The following is a 13,606-nucleotide window of genomic DNA, read 5'->3' on the forward strand; positions in this document are numbered from 1 at the left end:
TGCGCTGTCCTGACGCGGCCTTCACCTACCATGACGACCAACCGGGAGCCACGCCCGGACCGGAGAGACAACGACCATGAGCATCCTCAGCGTCTATCACGAAAGTGCGCCCGAGCATCCCTTCAAGGTACTCACCCATGTCGAGGATATCGCCGCCACCCTGGCCGAAGCGGGCGTGCAGCTCGAGCGCTGGGAAGCCGGCGCGCGTCTTTCCGCAGGGGCCAGCTCTGACGAGGTGATTGCCGCTTACCGACCGCAGATCGACCGCCTGATGAACGAGCGTGGCTATGCCGCCGTGGACGTGCTCAGCGTCACCCGCGATCACCCGCAGAAGGCCGAGCTGCGCGCCAGGTTCCTGGACGAACACCGCCATGCCGAAGACGAGGTGCGATTTTTCGTCGCCGGTCGCGGCCTGTTCAGCCTGCACATCGAGAACATGGTCTACGCCGTGCTGTGCGAGAAGAACGACCTTATCTCGGTGCCCGCCGGCACCCGGCACTGGTTCGACATGGGCGAGGATCCGCATTTCGTGGCCATCCGCCTGTTCAGCGATTCCGAAGGCTGGGTCGCGCAGTACACCGGCGACGATATCGCCAGCCGCTTCCCACGTCTGGAGGACTGAGCGGGACGGACCGATATCGGCTGCAGCGCTGTCCTTGACGGTCCGGCCGCCAGTGGGCGTCACTGAACCCTCGAACCTGTCGGGCATCCTAATTACGAACCCACCGTAATCTGGAGCCACCCATGACCGATGCCTTCGGCGGTATCTTTGGCCTGATCATCCTTGCGCTGGATATCTGGGCCATCATCAGTGTGGTGCGTAGCGACGCGGCAAGCGGAAAGAAGATCCTCTGGGTGCTGCTCATCGTCATCCTGCCGGTGCTGGGCCTGATCCTCTGGGGCATCATGGGGCCCCGCGGCAACCGCCCGGATGAGCGCAGCAACATCGGGCGTTAGGCCACCATGGATGACCTGAACGGCATTCTGGCGGTGCTGATCCTGCTGCTGGATGTACTGGCCATCGTGCAGGTGTGGCGGACCCGTATCGAGACCGGGCGCAAGATCATCTGGAGCCTGGTGATTGCCTTGTTGCCGGTGGTGGGCTTGATCATGTGGTTCGTCGCCATGAGCCGTATCGGCAAGGTGCGGCTGTAACGGTCGAGTCGATATGTTGATTGGCTCTTCAGCAAGGCGAAGGCGATGCCTGTAGGGGCGAGCTTGCTCGCGATTCGGGCGTAGAGCTTCGCCAGCGAGCTGGCTCCTACAAGAGGACTGGCGCCTGCATCGCACGGAGATGCGGCCTCATGAAGCGCGCCGGTGCTTCAACCGTAGTTGTGCCAGATATGCGCGGCCGCATAGGCCCGCCAGGGACGCCAGGCTTCGGCTCGGGCCAGGAGCGCCTTGGCCGATGGCGTTTCCGCGCCCCACAGCGGTGCCTTGAGCAGGCCGAGATCGGCCGCTGGAAACGCATCCGGCTCGCCGAAACCTCTCAGGGCGATGTATTCGGCGGTCCAGGGGCCGATACCCGGAAGTTCGCACAGGCGCCTTACCAGTTCATCCGCTCCTGTCTCCACATGCAGCCGCAAGGCGCCCTCGGCCACTGCGGCCGCGAAGCGTTGCAGCGCCGTTACGCGCTTGCCCGGCATGCCGATGTTGTCCAGCGAGCCTTCGGCAATCGCGACGGCGGTCGGGAACAGCAGGCACAAGCCATCCGGGCCCTGGGACAGCGGCTCGCCCAGGCGTTCCACCAGACGTCGGGTGATGGTCACGGCAGCCTTGACCGAAACCTGCTGACCGACGATCGCTCGCACGCTCTGCTCGAAGGGGTCGAAGGCGGTTGGCAGGCGCAGCCCAGGGTTGGCCGCAACCACCGGGCCGAGCAGCGGATCAGCGGCGAAATGCGCGAGCAGGGCGGCGGGATCGGTGTTCAGGTCGAACATCTTGCTTATTCGCGGCACCAGCGATGGAGCCTGTTCGGCCAGGCTGTCGCCGAGCTGCAGTTCGAGGCGGTTCTGCTCGGGCAGCGGGCGGATGCCGAACCAGCCGCATCCATCACCCAGGCGCACGCTGCGGCTGTAGCGCAGCGGTTCGAGCACCTCGACGCCGGGTAGCAACCTCAGGGCGAAATAACGATGGAACTGTTGCCAGTCCCAAGGCGGAAGATAGGGCAGGTACAGGAGTTCGCTCATGCCGTGACGATAGCCTTCCCGAGCGATTCTGTCCCGATGTCTCGTAACGCCCATGGCACCAGTTGCGGTAATCCGAATGAATTTGCTCATCGCGAAAGCAGCTCTCGGTTTCGCCTGCCATTGGACCAAAGTAGAATGCGCTGCTTTCTTGTATACCCAGGCGGTACGCAAATTCAGCTGCCTTTTATGCCATCCATCACGGGAGATACCCATGAGCGACTATCAGGAAACTCTCTACGAGGGATACGGCCAGCGCTTCGCGGTAGACAGGATGCTGTATGAAGGTCGCACCGAGCATCAGCATCTGGCCATTTTCGAGAACGCCCGCATGGGGCGCGTCATGGCGCTCGACGGTGTGGTGCAGACCGCCGAGGCCGACGAATTCATCTACCACGAGATGCTCGCCCACGTGCCGATCCTGGCTCACGGCCTGGCCCGGCGGGTGCTGATCATCGGCGGTGGCGATGGCGGGATGCTGCGCGAAGTCGCCAAGCACCGCGATGTCGAAAGCATCACCATGGCCGGGATCGACGGCAAGCTGGTGGAGATGTGCCGGGAGTTCCTGCCCGAGCATTCCAGGGGAGCGTTCGAGGATGCGCGCCTGAATCTGTTGATCGACGACGGCCTGCGTTTCGTCCTGAGCGTCGAAGAGAAGTTCGATGTGATCATCGTCGATTCGACCGACCCGGTCGGTCCGGGTGCGGCACTGTTCTCGCAAGAGTTCTATCAGGCCTGTCGCCGCTGCCTGAACGATGGCGGCATTCTCGTCGCGCAGAACGGCACGCCTTTTCTGCAACTGAACGAAGTGCAGGCCACCGCCAAGCGAATGAGCGGGCTGTTCCCCGACTGGCATTTCTACCAGGCTGCCGTGCCGACCTACATCGGCGGGGCGATGGCCTTCGCCTGGGGCGCATGCGATAGCGAGAGCCGCAAGCTTTCACTGGGAACGCTTTGCCAGCGATTTGCCGGCAGTGGCATCGTCACGCGCTACTACAACCCGCACGTGCATCTGGCCGCTTTCGCGCTGCCGCAGTATGTGCTGCAGGCCATTGGCAAACCCAGCAACGACTGAATGACTGCGCCGGCTGCTGAAAAGAGTCGGCATGACACGGGGGGCAGCGCGGCGACTATGCTTCAAGAAGCTGCACGCCGCAGCCGTTCGAACAGAAGGAGGCAGGGGCTGTCGACTGTAGTGTCGACAGTTGATAACTCACAACGAGGCTAGGGCTTTCCAATCCGGAAAGCGGTTCATCCATGAGTGAGAGGAGGTTGTCTTATGAGTACCACCTTCCATGAGGATGTCAGCAGCAACGTTCTACTGCGAATGAAGGAGGGCGGCTTCGATTTCGCCCGTGTCCATCCCATCGAGTTCTACGCCGTGTTTCCGGCCCGCGAGCAGGCCTGTGCGGCGGCGAGCAACTTCCGTGGTGAATGCATCAACGCCCAGGTGTCTCCCAGGGACGACGGCGCCTGGGACCTGCAGGTGAGCAAGGTGATGTATGCCACCTACGACGGCATCGGGGATTTCGAGCAGGACCTGGAAAACCTGGTGGAACCCCTTGGTGGTGTCGTCGATGGCTGGGGGGTTACCCAGGAGCTGGGCACCAGTCCGGTTTAGGCGTTACGCACGACGGCCTCACGCTCACCCGAAAATCAATCCGCTGCGCAAGGCCTGGTCCCAGGGCGGGACCGGGCCGAAGCGCGTGCGCAGGAACTCCAGCAAAAGACGCGTGCGCGAGTCCGCCTCGCGGGTCAGCCGTAGCGCATAGATGCCGCTGGGCTCGGGGTCAGGCAGGCCGCTTTCACAGAACAGGGGCAGCAGCTCGCCGTGCAAGAGGTTGTCGCTGATCAGCCAGGTGGGCAGGTGCGCGATACCCAGGCCGGCGAGAACGCCGCTGAGCAAGGCTTCGGCATTGTTGGCGACCATGCGCAGGCGCCGCGGGCGAAAAAGCTGACGTTTGCCGTCGCGCTCGAAACGCCAGGCGTGAGGCGGCGCCAGTGCATCCCAGTCCAGGCCATCATGTTCAAGCAGTTCTTCCGGCGCGCTGGGCATGCCGCGTCGACGCAGGTAGTCGGGGCTGGCGCAGAGAACCCTGACCATGGGGGCAAGAGGGGTTGCGACCAGCCGGGTATCGGCCAGCGGGCCGATGCGCAGCACCAGATCGACTTCACCCAGGTGGGCTCCGTGCAGGTCGACGAAGCTGTCGATCAGCCGCAGCTGGATGTCCACGCCAGGGTAGGCCTGCAGAAACTCTGCGAGCGCGGGCGCCAGGTGCCGACGGCCGAACGGCGTCGGCGCATCGATGCGGATGCGCCCGGTCGGTGTGCTGTCCAGGGCGGCGGCTTCGGCGCGCGCCAGGTGCAGTTCATGAACGATGCGCCGGGCGCGCTCAGCGAACGCCAGCCCCGCGGTGGTTGGACGTATCGCGTGTGTGCTGCGGCTGACCAGTTGCACGCCGAAGGAACGCTCCAGCGCATCGATGCGTCGCGCGATCGCCGAAGGTGTCAGTGCGTGGCGCCGTGCGGCGGCGGAAAAACTGCCGGTATCCAGCACATCGAGGAACAATCCGAATTGCTCGGAAAGGGCGTCGGTCTGCATGGCGTTTTTCCTGTTTTGCAAAATGCGCAAAGCCATTGTGCGTGGCTGTGCGTTTCCGTTCCAGTTCTGTCAGCGTAGCATCGCGTTTTTTAAAAAGAGATGCCGGCGATGGATCCGTTGGAAAGCGTGCTGAATGTTCTGTTGGGGCTGGTGCTGGGTACGCTGGGTGGACTGTTCGGGATCGGCGGTGGGTTGATCGCGATTCCTGTCGTGGGCGTGCTGTTCGGCCTCGATCAGCAACTGGCTCAGGGCACGGCGCTGGTGATGGTGGTGCCTAATGTGCTGCTGGCCATATGGCGCTATCACCAGCGCAATCGCATCGACATTCGCCACGCCGCAGCCTTGGGAATCAGCAGTTTCTGCCTGGCCATTGCCGGCTCTTCCATCGCGGTATCGCTGGACCCTGCGCAGATGCGGATCGGCTTCGTCGGCTTCCTGCTGGCGCTGGCGCTCTACAACCTGTTCCGTCTCATCCAGCGGCCCGTGCCGAACAATGGCGAGCTGCGTTACCCCTGGCCCTGGCTGACGGCGCTGGGCGGTGCGGCGGGCGCGCTGGGCGGCTTGTTCGGGGTCGGTGGCGCGGTACTGGCCACGCCGGTGCTGACCAGCGTGTTTGGCACCAGTCAGGTGGTGGCGCAGGGGCTCTCGCTGTCGCTGGCGGCACCCAGTACGGGGGTCACCCTGGCCACCTATGCGCTGCATGGCCAGGTGAACTGGGCGCTGGGTTTGCCGCTGGCGGTTGGCGGCCTGCTGAGCATCAGTCTTGGCGTGAAGCTCGCCCACACTCTGCCTGAGCGGATGCTGCGGGTGCTGTTCAGTGCCTTCCTGGTATTCAGCGCGATCATGCTCGGCTACGAAACCTGATTGACGGCCCGTCTCGCGTACCCCGCTGTGGATGTAGCCTGCGCCGGATGAACCAGCCGTCAAGCACGGTATGATTCGCATCCGTCCGCTGCCCTGCGGACAGGATTGGTCGGGGGAGGTTTTGGATGCCGGGCAAACTGATCTATCTGATGGGCCCCTCGGGCTCCGGCAAGGACAGCCTGCTGCAGCTTGCAAGCGACGACTTGCTGGCCAATGGCTGCCGGATCGCTCGGAGAGTCATCACGCGTTCGGCCGAGTCGGTTGGCGAGGACGCCCTCGGCGTCACCGCCGAGGCGTTCGCGCGAATGGTGGAGGAGGGTGCCTTCGCCTTGCACTGGCAGGCCAATGGCCTGAGCTATGGCATCCCGAGGCAGATCGATGACTGGTTGGCCAGTGGTCTGGACGTACTGGTCAACGGCTCGCGCGAATACCTGCCGGTGGCCCGACAGCGTTATCCCGATCTGCTCGCCGTACTGCTGGTGGTGCAGCCGGGGATGTTGCGCCAGCGACTGCTGGCGAGAAAGCGAGAAACCGCCGCGCAGATCGACGCCCGTCTGGCGCGCAACGCGTCCTTTGTCGAAGCGGATGACGGCTGCGTGACGATCGACAACACCGGCCGGTTGGAGGATGCCAAGACGAGACTGATCGATCTGGTCATGGATGCCCGTAGGCGTACCTGACGCCGCCGGCGCCGATACTGCATTCGGGTCTTGTATCGAAGGCCGACGCGATAGGGGCGGCCGGGCTTTGCTTCAGGCGCTGTGTAGAGTCGTCGCGCGTGCCCGTCGAATCTCCTTGCGGGCGCTACGGGCCAGGCGAATGCTAAGCAGGACCGCTGCGCAGCTCAGGCCGGCGATCAGGCCCTGCCACAAACCGACCGGCCCGCTGGCTTTGCCGAGCATGTCCGTCAGGCCCAGCAGGTAGCCCAGCGGCAGGCCGATGCCCCAGTAGGCGAACAGCGTGAAGACCATGGTCATGCGGGTGTCCTGGTAGCCGCGCAACGCGCCCGCGGCGGTCACCTGCACTACGTCCGAGAACTGGAACAGCGCCGCATAGAAGAACAGCGCAGCCGCGACCCGGATGACGGCGGGGTCGGTGGTGTAGATGCGCGCGATCTGTTCGCTGAACAGCAGCATGGTGCCAGCCGAGAAACAGGCATAGAGCAGCCCGGTGGCGACGCCCAGCCCTGCGACGAAACGTGCATCGCGCGGCGCGTTACGGCCCAGGGCCTGGCCGATGCGCACGGTGATCGCCATGCCCAGCGACAGCGGGATCATGAAGATCAGCGATGTGAAATTGAGGGCGATCTGGTGCCCGGCGACCACGGTGGCGCCGAGCGCGCCGATCAGCAGGGCGATCACCGAGAAAATGCTCGCCTCGGCGAATACCGCGACACCGATCGGCACGCCGACCGCCAGCAGCCGGCTGAGTTCGGGCCAGGCGGGGCCGTCAAAACGCTCGAACAGCCGGCTGGCTCGGTAATATTCGGCACGGCGTACCCAGAACAGCATGGCCAGGGCCATGAACAGCATGACCAGCCCGGTTGCCCAGCCGCAGCCGACGCCGCCCATGGCCGGCACGCCGAGCTTGCCGTAGATGAAGATGTAATTGAGCGGGATGTTCAGCAGCAGGCCGAGGATGCCGATCACCATGCTGGGCCGAGTGTGCCCGAGGCCGTCGCTGTAGCAGCGCAGCACCTGGTACAGCGCCATCGCCGGAAAGCCGCACGCCACGGCGCGCAGATAGGCCATGCTGGGTTCGATCAGCGCCTGCTCGACCTTCAACAGATGCAGCACCGGCTCGGCGTTCCACATCAGCACCGCAGCCAAGCAGCCGACACCCACGCCCATCCATAGTGCCTGTCGCACCAGTGGACCGATCTGTTCATGTTCGCCAGCGCCGAAGCGTTTCGCCACGTTCGGCGTGGTGGCCAGGATCACTCCGGTGGTCAGCAGGAAGACCGGCACCCAGATCGAGTTGCCCAGGGCGACGGCCGCGAGATCATGAGAACTGACACGCCCGGCCATCAGAGTGTCGACGAAGCCCATGGCGGTATTGGCCAGTTGCGCGATCATCATGGGGAAGGCAAGGGCGAAGAGGGTACGCAGTTCGCTGCGTACCCGTCTGAGTCTCGACTCAGTAGGCATTTCCGGGCTATCCGAACTGTATACAAGAGGCGCGCTAGTCTACGCGCGCCGAAGCGTGCCCGGAAGCCACATCGCTGTTCGCGAGGTCTAGAATAGGCAAATCGCACACGGAGCCCGACATGCACATTCTTGCCGACGAAAACATTCCCCTGGTCGAAGCCTTCTTTGCCGAGCACGGCGAAATCCGTCGCATGCATGGACGCACCATCAACAGGGCCGCGCTCGGCGACAGCGAGGTGCTGCTGGTGCGTTCGGTCACCCGGGTGGATCGGGAACTGCTCGAGGGCAGCCGCGTACGCTTCGTCGGTACCTGCACCATCGGCACCGACCATCTGGATCTGGACTATTTCGAAGAGGCGGGCATCGCCTGGTCCAGTGCGCCGGGCTGCAACGCACGCGGCGTGGTGGACTACGTGCTCGGCAGCCTGCTGGCATTGGCCGAGGGCGAGGGCGTCGAGCTCGCCGACCTCCGCTACGGCGTGGTGGGTGCCGGCGAGGTGGGCGGCCGGCTGGTGGAGGTGCTGCGCGGGCTGGGCTGGAACGTGCGGGTCTGCGACCCGCCGCGCCAGGCGCGGGAGACCGGCGAATTCGTCGGCCTGGACGAGATCATCGAGGAGTGCGATGTCATCAGCCTGCACACGCCGCTGATCCTCGAGGGTGAGCACGCCACCTTTCATCTGCTCGACCAGGCACGCCTCGAACGGCTGCGCCCGGGCGCCTGGCTGATCAACGCCAGCCGAGGCGCTGTCGTGGACAATGCCGCACTGCGCGAACAACTGGCGCAACGCCCGGATATCCAGGCCGTGCTGGACGTCTGGGAGGGCGAGCCGCAGGTGGACGTGGCGCTGGCCGAACTGTGCTGGATCGCCACGCCGCACATTGCCGGCTACAGCCTGGACGGCAAGTTACGTGGCACCGCGCAGGTCTACCAGGCGTTCTGTGCCAGCCGGGGGCTGGAGCCGAAGGTCGAACTGGCCGAACTCATGCCCGAGACGCCGTTGTGCGGATTGTCGTTCGCGGAAACGGCGAGCCCGGAGGATATGCTGGCGACCATCTGCCGAGCCGTGTATGACCCGCGCCGGGACGATGCGGCCTTTCGGCGAAGCCTGGCAGGCGACGACAAGCAGCGTCGGGCCGGATTCGATCGCTTGCGCAAACAATATCCGCCGCGCCGGGAAATAGACGGCCTGGAAATCGAGGTGGGCAGCCACGCGCAACTTCAGCAGATCGTACGGGCGCTGGGCTGCAGGCTAAAAGGCTAGCGCGCAGGTGACGGGCCGGATGCAATTTGCGGCTTGCTCCGCTAGCATTACCCGTCCTCTGCTTTATCCCGCGATGGTGTTATGAGTTATCAGGTTCTAGCCCGAAAATGGCGTCCGCGCTCGTTCCGCGAAATGGTCGGGCAGACGCACGTGCTCAAGGCCCTGATCAACGCGCTGGACAGCCAGCGCCTGCACCACGCCTACCTGTTCACCGGCACACGCGGGGTGGGCAAGACCACCATCGCGCGGATCATCGCCAAGTGTCTGAACTGCGAAACCGGCGTCAGCTCCACGCCTTGTGGACAGTGCTCGGTATGCCGTGAGATCGACGAAGGCCGTTTCGTCGACCTGATCGAAGTCGACGCCGCGAGCCGCACCAAGGTCGAAGACACCCGCGAGCTGCTGGACAACGTGCAGTACGCGCCCAGCCGCGGACGCTTCAAGGTCTACCTGATCGACGAAGTGCACATGCTCTCGTCGCACTCCTTCAACGCGCTGCTGAAGACGCTGGAAGAGCCGCCGCCGCACGTCAAGTTCCTGCTGGCCACCACCGATCCGCAGAAGCTGCCCGTCACCATCCTTTCGCGTTGCCTGCAGTTCTCGCTGAAGAACATGCCGCCGGAAAGGGTGGTCGAGCACCTGACCCATGTGCTGGGGGCGGAAAACGTACCCTTCGAGCCGGATGCGCTCTGGCTGCTCGGCCGCGCCGCCGACGGCTCGATGCGCGATGCCATGAGCCTGACCGACCAGGCGATCGCCTTTGGCGAGGGCAAGGTGCTCGCCGAGGACGTGCGCAGCATGCTCGGCACCCTGGATCATGGCCAGGTCTATGGCGTGTTGCAGGCATTGCTGGAAGGCGATGCCCGTGCCTTGCTGGAGGCGGTGCGACATCTGGCGGAGCAGGGCCCCGACTGGGGCGGAGTGCTGGCCGAGATACTCAATGTGCTGCACCGTGTCGCCATCGCCCAGGCGTTGCCCGAGGCGGTGGACAACGGCCAGGGCGATCGCGAACGCGTGCTGGCGCTGGCCCAGGCGCTGCCCGCCGAAGACGTACAGTTCTACTACCAGATGGGCCTGATCGGCCGCCGCGATCTGCCGTTGGCGCCCGACCCGCGCAGCGGTTTCGAGATGGTTCTGCTGCGGATGCTCGCGTTTCGTCCGGCCGGTGATGAAAGCGCACCACGAACACCCCTAAAGAGCCTTGGAATCAGCCCGGCCACGACTGATTCCGAAGCGGCACCGGTGGCCGCCAGGCCTGCCGCCCCGGTCGCTGCGGCAGCACCGCCGCCAGTGCCGGTAGTCGAGCCGGTTGTCACCGCTGCGGCACCGGTGACACCAGCTGCTGCGCCGGTCATGTCGCAGCCAGCGGTCGTTGCCGAGCAGCCGGCACCGCAATCGGCCTCCGATACAGTGGCCCCGCCCATCGATCTTCCTTGGGAAGAGCCTGCGGCTCCGGCAGTGGCGGTCGCAGAATCCGCGCAGGCTACGCCGGGCGAGGCACTCGCCGAATTGCCCGAGCCTTCCGTCGCGGTGGTGCCAGCCGACGACTACGACGATGATGAGCCGCCACTGAGCGACGAGGATTATTTCGAAGCCGAAACCCAGGCCGAGGTCTATCTGCACGGTCTGGACGAGGCTCAGGCCGAAACGTCGACTGCCGAACCGGAGCCTGCCATGGAGCCGGCTACCGGTTTGGCGGCCGAATGGCAAGACATCTATCTCAAGCTTGGTCTGTCCGGCCTGACCGGCAGCATCGCCTCGAACTGCACGCTGATTTCGGTCGAGGACGATCGCTGGCTGATGCACCTGGACCCTGCGCAGAGCGCCTTGTTCAACGCAACGCAGCAGCGGCGTCTGAACGATGCGCTCAGCCAGTATCACGGCCGAACGTTGCAGTTGGTGATCGAACTGGAAAGGCCTCGGCAGGAGACTCCGGCCCAGGCCGCGGCTCGGCGGCGTGCGGAGCGGCAGCGAGCGGCGGAGCAGTCGATTCAATCCGATCCGGTCGTCCAGCAACTGATGGAACAGTTCGCGGCGGTTATACGCGAAGGCACCATCGAACCCGTAGAACATTCCGAACCCTGATTGACCCCGAGGTGATTTCCATGATGAAAGGTGGCATGGCCGGCCTGATGAAGCAGGCGCAGCAGATGCAGGAAAAGATGCAGAAGATGCAGGAAGAGCTGGCGAACGCCGAAGTGACCGGCCAGTCCGGTGCCGGCCTGGTCAGCGTGGTGATGAATGGTCGCCACGACGTCAAACGCGTCAGTCTCGATGACAGTCTGATGCAGGAAGACAAGGACATCCTCGAAGACCTGATCGCTGCCGCCGTGAACGATGCGGTGCGCAAGATCGAGGCGAACAGCCAGGAAAAAATGGCCGGCATGACCGCTGGCATGCAGCTCCCCCCAGGCTTCAAGATGCCTTTCTAAAACGGGCCGCCCAAGCGACGCGCATGGCTGCGTCGCTCGCAGGCGCGGGCACGCGCAGTAGACTTCGGTGCCCACGCCTCCTCGTGCCTTGCCTGCACGCCGCCTTAACGCCCTTTGCTCCGTTTCCTTTTTTCAATAACGACATCTATTTATGAGCTTCAGTCCCCTCATCCGCCAACTCATCGATGCCCTGCGGATTCTCCCCGGCGTCGGGCAGAAGACGGCGCAGCGCATGGCCCTGCAGATGCTGGAACGCGATCGCAGTGGTGGTCTGCGCCTGGCGCAGGCACTCAGCCGCGCCATGGCGGAGGTGGGGTATTGCCAGCAGTGCCGGACGCTGAGCGAAGAGGAGCTGTGCCCGCAGTGCGCCGATCCACGCCGTGACGATAGCCTGCTGTGCATCGTGCAAAGCCCGGTGGATGTCTTCGCGGTCGAGCAGACCGGCTTCCGCGGTCGCTATTTCGTGCTCAAGGGGCATCTGTCGCCCCTCGACGGTCTCGGCCCGGAGGCCATCGGTATTCCGGAATTGCTGGCGCGAGTCGCTGCAGGTTCGTTCAGCGAAGTGATCCTCGCCACCAACCCGACCGTGGAAGGTGAAGCCACCGCCCACTACATCGCGCAACTGCTGATCCCCAAGGGCCTGACCCTCAGCCGTATCGCCCATGGCGTACCGCTGGGCGGCGAGCTGGATCTCGTCGACGGCGGAACCCTGGCTCATGCATTGGCCGGGCGCAAGACCATCAGTCTCTAGGGGCTGTTTCCGTTTCGTCGCACTCCGCGTTGCTGCGGCAAATGCCGCCAGGCCGGGCGGCGTTCCGCAAGGCGCGGGACGCATGCTCCGGCGCGGACGCGTACGAAACGGGAACAGACCTAACGCAGCAGCGGCTCCGCTTATAACCGGTTATGCGGGTCATATGGCAACGCGACGGGTGCGAATGACCTACGAGATCGTGTAAAGTTCTAAGCCAATGACGATAAATAACCAAAAAGAATAATGTGCTTTCTTTTGGTTATAAGGTCTCGGCGAAGCGTGCACGTGAGGTAGAAGATGAAGGCAAGGCTCTGGCTGGTTCCCGCTCTGTTGCTGCTGAGCGCGGTCGCGCAGGCGCAGGAAAAATTCAAGGTTGGCTATATTCGCGTGATGGACGACGCCCAGGCGATGGTCGCCCATGAGGCGAAGCTGTACGAGAAGCATGGCCTGGATGTCGAACTGGTCGAATTCAGCTCAGGCACGGATTTGATCAAGGCCATCGTCGGTGGGCAGCTGGATACCGGTGTCCTCGGCTTCACCAACGCGGTTGCCTGGGCCTCCAAGGGCGCCGACCTGAAGGTGGTCGGGGGCGCACAGCAGGGCTATCACTCGATCCTGGTGCGTAACGAAACCGGCATCGAAGACGTCGCGGGCCTCAAGGGTCACAGCCTGGCTTCTCAGCGCGAGGGCAGCACCGCCGATTCGGTACTGCGTGGTGTGACCCTGAAATCCGCCGGGCTGCAGCCCAGCGATGTGAATATCATGGGCGTCAGTCCGGCGGTTGCCGTGCAGTCGCTGGTGTCCGGTCGGGTCGATGCGGCTTTCCTGTTCGAACCCTATGACCGCATCGCCCAGTTGGTGGCGCCGGTCAAGCAGATCTACGAGATCGGCGAAGTCTGGCCGTTCCCCTGCATGGTGGTGATCACCTCGGGCGAGACCCTGGCCAAGCGCAAGGATGCCGTCTGGAAATCCCTCGATGCCCAGCGTGATGCCATCGAATTGTTGGAGAACCAGCCGGCCGAAGCGGCCAAGCTGATCGCCGATTATTTCATCGCCGAGCCGACACTGAAGACCCTGGAGCGCGGCGAGCTGCCCCGCGAAGTGGTGATCGAGGAAGCCATCGCGACCCAGGACTTCACCGCCAAACTGGACGATGCCGACCTGGCGCGTATCCAGGAACTGGCCGATATCCTTCAGGAGCTGGGTTCGCTGAAAACCCGCGACGGCAAGCCGTTCGATACCAGCGCGATCCTGGATCTGTCCTGGCAGGACGCACGCGAACTCTAATACGGAACAATTACCCTTTGCCCGGCCACGTGCTGGGCAGCTTTCATTCTGCCGGCTGCTGCCGGTGAAGTTCTT

At 64.1% G+C, this 13,606-nt stretch carries 15 protein-coding genes; 12 read left to right on the forward strand and 3 right to left on the reverse strand.

Going from position 1 to position 13,606, the window contains the following annotated elements; all coding sequences use genetic code 11:
• Positions 1 to 76: 76 nt before the first annotated feature.
• The 3 genes from EA795_RS18925 (at position 77) to EA795_RS18935 (ending at position 1,155) form a co-directional block, all read left to right on the forward strand.
• Positions 77 to 622, forward strand: coding sequence for a 1,2-dihydroxy-3-keto-5-methylthiopentene dioxygenase (locus tag EA795_RS18925; protein ID WP_122078952.1), 546 nt, complete (start codon positions 77 to 79; stop codon positions 620 to 622).
• A 122-nt stretch (positions 623 to 744) separates the two neighbouring features.
• Positions 745 to 957 carry a PLD nuclease N-terminal domain-containing protein gene (locus EA795_RS18930; protein ID WP_014853127.1) on the forward strand — a complete coding sequence of 71 codons (213 nt, stop codon included), beginning with the start codon at positions 745 to 747 and terminating at the stop codon, positions 955 to 957.
• A gap of 6 nt (positions 958 to 963) precedes the next feature.
• A complete protein-coding gene (locus EA795_RS18935) occupies positions 964 to 1,155 on the forward strand; it encodes a PLDc N-terminal domain-containing protein (protein ID WP_014853126.1) in 192 nt (63 codons plus the stop codon).
• 167 nt (positions 1,156 to 1,322) lie between these two features.
• On the opposite strand, the gene EA795_RS18940 is transcribed toward EA795_RS18935, so the two are convergent.
• Positions 1,323 to 2,189: a DNA-3-methyladenine glycosylase family protein gene (locus EA795_RS18940; RefSeq protein WP_122078953.1), complete on the reverse strand. Its 867-nt coding sequence runs from the start codon at positions 2,187 to 2,189 to the stop codon at positions 1,323 to 1,325.
• Positions 2,190 to 2,400: 211 nt separating this feature from the next.
• Here EA795_RS18940 and speE point away from each other — a divergent pair, with 211 nt between their 5' ends.
• Both speE and EA795_RS18950 read left to right on the forward strand, forming a co-directional pair.
• On the forward strand, positions 2,401 to 3,261 hold the full coding sequence (gene speE, locus EA795_RS18945) for a polyamine aminopropyltransferase (RefSeq protein ID WP_122078955.1): 861 nt from the start codon (positions 2,401 to 2,403) through the stop codon (positions 3,259 to 3,261).
• 204 nt (positions 3,262 to 3,465) lie between these two features.
• Positions 3,466 to 3,807: a ribonuclease E inhibitor RraB gene (locus EA795_RS18950; protein ID WP_122078957.1), complete on the forward strand. Its 342-nt coding sequence runs from the start codon at positions 3,466 to 3,468 to the stop codon at positions 3,805 to 3,807.
• A gap of 24 nt (positions 3,808 to 3,831) precedes the next feature.
• Here the strand turns inward: EA795_RS18950 and EA795_RS18955 are convergent, their stop codons facing one another.
• Positions 3,832 to 4,788 (reverse strand): LysR family transcriptional regulator, encoded by a 957-nt coding sequence (locus tag EA795_RS18955; RefSeq protein ID WP_115027714.1) that lies wholly within the window; start codon positions 4,786 to 4,788, stop codon positions 3,832 to 3,834.
• Between the two features lie 108 nt (positions 4,789 to 4,896).
• Between EA795_RS18955 and EA795_RS18960 the strand changes: the two genes are divergently transcribed.
• Both EA795_RS18960 and phnN read left to right on the forward strand, forming a co-directional pair.
• Positions 4,897 to 5,652 (forward strand): sulfite exporter TauE/SafE family protein, encoded by a 756-nt coding sequence (locus EA795_RS18960; RefSeq protein ID WP_065983377.1) that lies wholly within the window; start codon positions 4,897 to 4,899, stop codon positions 5,650 to 5,652.
• A 125-nt stretch (positions 5,653 to 5,777) separates the two neighbouring features.
• Positions 5,778 to 6,332, forward strand: coding sequence for a phosphonate metabolism protein/1,5-bisphosphokinase (PRPP-forming) PhnN (gene phnN, locus EA795_RS18965; protein ID WP_122078959.1), 555 nt, complete (start codon positions 5,778 to 5,780; stop codon positions 6,330 to 6,332).
• Between the two features lie 72 nt (positions 6,333 to 6,404).
• Here phnN and EA795_RS18970 read toward each other — a convergent pair whose 3' ends face one another.
• On the reverse strand, positions 6,405 to 7,799 hold the full coding sequence (locus EA795_RS18970) for an MATE family efflux transporter (protein WP_043942620.1): 1,395 nt from the start codon (positions 7,797 to 7,799) through the stop codon (positions 6,405 to 6,407).
• A gap of 119 nt (positions 7,800 to 7,918) precedes the next feature.
• Here EA795_RS18970 and pdxB point away from each other — a divergent pair, with 119 nt between their 5' ends.
• The 5 genes from pdxB (at position 7,919) to EA795_RS18995 (ending at position 13,531) form a co-directional block, all read left to right on the forward strand.
• The gene (gene pdxB, locus EA795_RS18975; RefSeq protein WP_122078961.1) at positions 7,919 to 9,061 is read left to right on the forward strand and encodes a 4-phosphoerythronate dehydrogenase PdxB; all 1,143 of its coding nucleotides are present in this window, start codon (positions 7,919 to 7,921) and stop codon (positions 9,059 to 9,061) included.
• 81 nt (positions 9,062 to 9,142) lie between these two features.
• Positions 9,143 to 11,146, forward strand: a complete 2,004-nt coding sequence (dnaX, locus tag EA795_RS18980; protein ID WP_014853117.1) for a DNA polymerase III subunit gamma/tau — start codon at positions 9,143 to 9,145, stop codon at positions 11,144 to 11,146.
• Between the two features lie 20 nt (positions 11,147 to 11,166).
• Positions 11,167 to 11,493 (forward strand): YbaB/EbfC family nucleoid-associated protein, encoded by a 327-nt coding sequence (locus EA795_RS18985; protein WP_014853116.1) that lies wholly within the window; start codon positions 11,167 to 11,169, stop codon positions 11,491 to 11,493.
• 151 nt (positions 11,494 to 11,644) lie between these two features.
• The gene (gene recR / locus EA795_RS18990) at positions 11,645 to 12,244 is read left to right on the forward strand and encodes a recombination mediator RecR (protein ID WP_014853115.1); all 600 of its coding nucleotides are present in this window, start codon (positions 11,645 to 11,647) and stop codon (positions 12,242 to 12,244) included.
• A 297-nt stretch (positions 12,245 to 12,541) separates the two neighbouring features.
• Positions 12,542 to 13,531: an ABC transporter substrate-binding protein gene (locus EA795_RS18995; RefSeq protein ID WP_014853114.1), complete on the forward strand. Its 990-nt coding sequence runs from the start codon at positions 12,542 to 12,544 to the stop codon at positions 13,529 to 13,531.
• Positions 13,532 to 13,606: the final 75 nt, after the last annotated feature.

Origin of the sequence: Stutzerimonas nitrititolerans, assembly GCF_003696285.1 — a bacterium.
GTDB lineage: Bacteria > Pseudomonadota > Gammaproteobacteria > Pseudomonadales > Pseudomonadaceae > Stutzerimonas > Stutzerimonas nitrititolerans.

What these genes read in the sequence shown, in the direction of transcription:
- EA795_RS18960 (WP_065983377.1), top strand. Translation starts at nt 4,897, where the DNA reads ATGGATCCGTTGGAAAGCGTGCTGAATGTTCTGTTGGGGCTGGTGCTG.
- EA795_RS18955 (WP_115027714.1), bottom strand. Translation starts at nt 4,788, where the DNA reads ATGCAGACCGACGCCCTTTCCGAGCAATTCGGATTGTTCCTCGATGTG.
- EA795_RS18995 (WP_014853114.1), top strand. Translation starts at nt 12,542, where the DNA reads ATGAAGGCAAGGCTCTGGCTGGTTCCCGCTCTGTTGCTGCTGAGCGCG.
- EA795_RS18950 (WP_122078957.1), top strand. Translation starts at nt 3,466, where the DNA reads ATGAGTACCACCTTCCATGAGGATGTCAGCAGCAACGTTCTACTGCGA.
- EA795_RS18930 (WP_014853127.1), top strand. Translation starts at nt 745, where the DNA reads ATGACCGATGCCTTCGGCGGTATCTTTGGCCTGATCATCCTTGCGCTG.
- EA795_RS18970 (WP_043942620.1), bottom strand. Translation starts at nt 7,799, where the DNA reads ATGCCTACTGAGTCGAGACTCAGACGGGTACGCAGCGAACTGCGTACC.
- dnaX (WP_014853117.1), top strand. Translation starts at nt 9,143, where the DNA reads ATGAGTTATCAGGTTCTAGCCCGAAAATGGCGTCCGCGCTCGTTCCGC.
- speE (WP_122078955.1), top strand. Translation starts at nt 2,401, where the DNA reads ATGAGCGACTATCAGGAAACTCTCTACGAGGGATACGGCCAGCGCTTC.
- EA795_RS18985 (WP_014853116.1), top strand. Translation starts at nt 11,167, where the DNA reads ATGATGAAAGGTGGCATGGCCGGCCTGATGAAGCAGGCGCAGCAGATG.
- phnN (WP_122078959.1), top strand. Translation starts at nt 5,778, where the DNA reads ATGCCGGGCAAACTGATCTATCTGATGGGCCCCTCGGGCTCCGGCAAG.
- recR (WP_014853115.1), top strand. Translation starts at nt 11,645, where the DNA reads ATGAGCTTCAGTCCCCTCATCCGCCAACTCATCGATGCCCTGCGGATT.
- pdxB (WP_122078961.1), top strand. Translation starts at nt 7,919, where the DNA reads ATGCACATTCTTGCCGACGAAAACATTCCCCTGGTCGAAGCCTTCTTT.
- EA795_RS18940 (WP_122078953.1), bottom strand. Translation starts at nt 2,189, where the DNA reads ATGAGCGAACTCCTGTACCTGCCCTATCTTCCGCCTTGGGACTGGCAA.
- EA795_RS18925 (WP_122078952.1), top strand. Translation starts at nt 77, where the DNA reads ATGAGCATCCTCAGCGTCTATCACGAAAGTGCGCCCGAGCATCCCTTC.
- EA795_RS18935 (WP_014853126.1), top strand. Translation starts at nt 964, where the DNA reads ATGGATGACCTGAACGGCATTCTGGCGGTGCTGATCCTGCTGCTGGAT.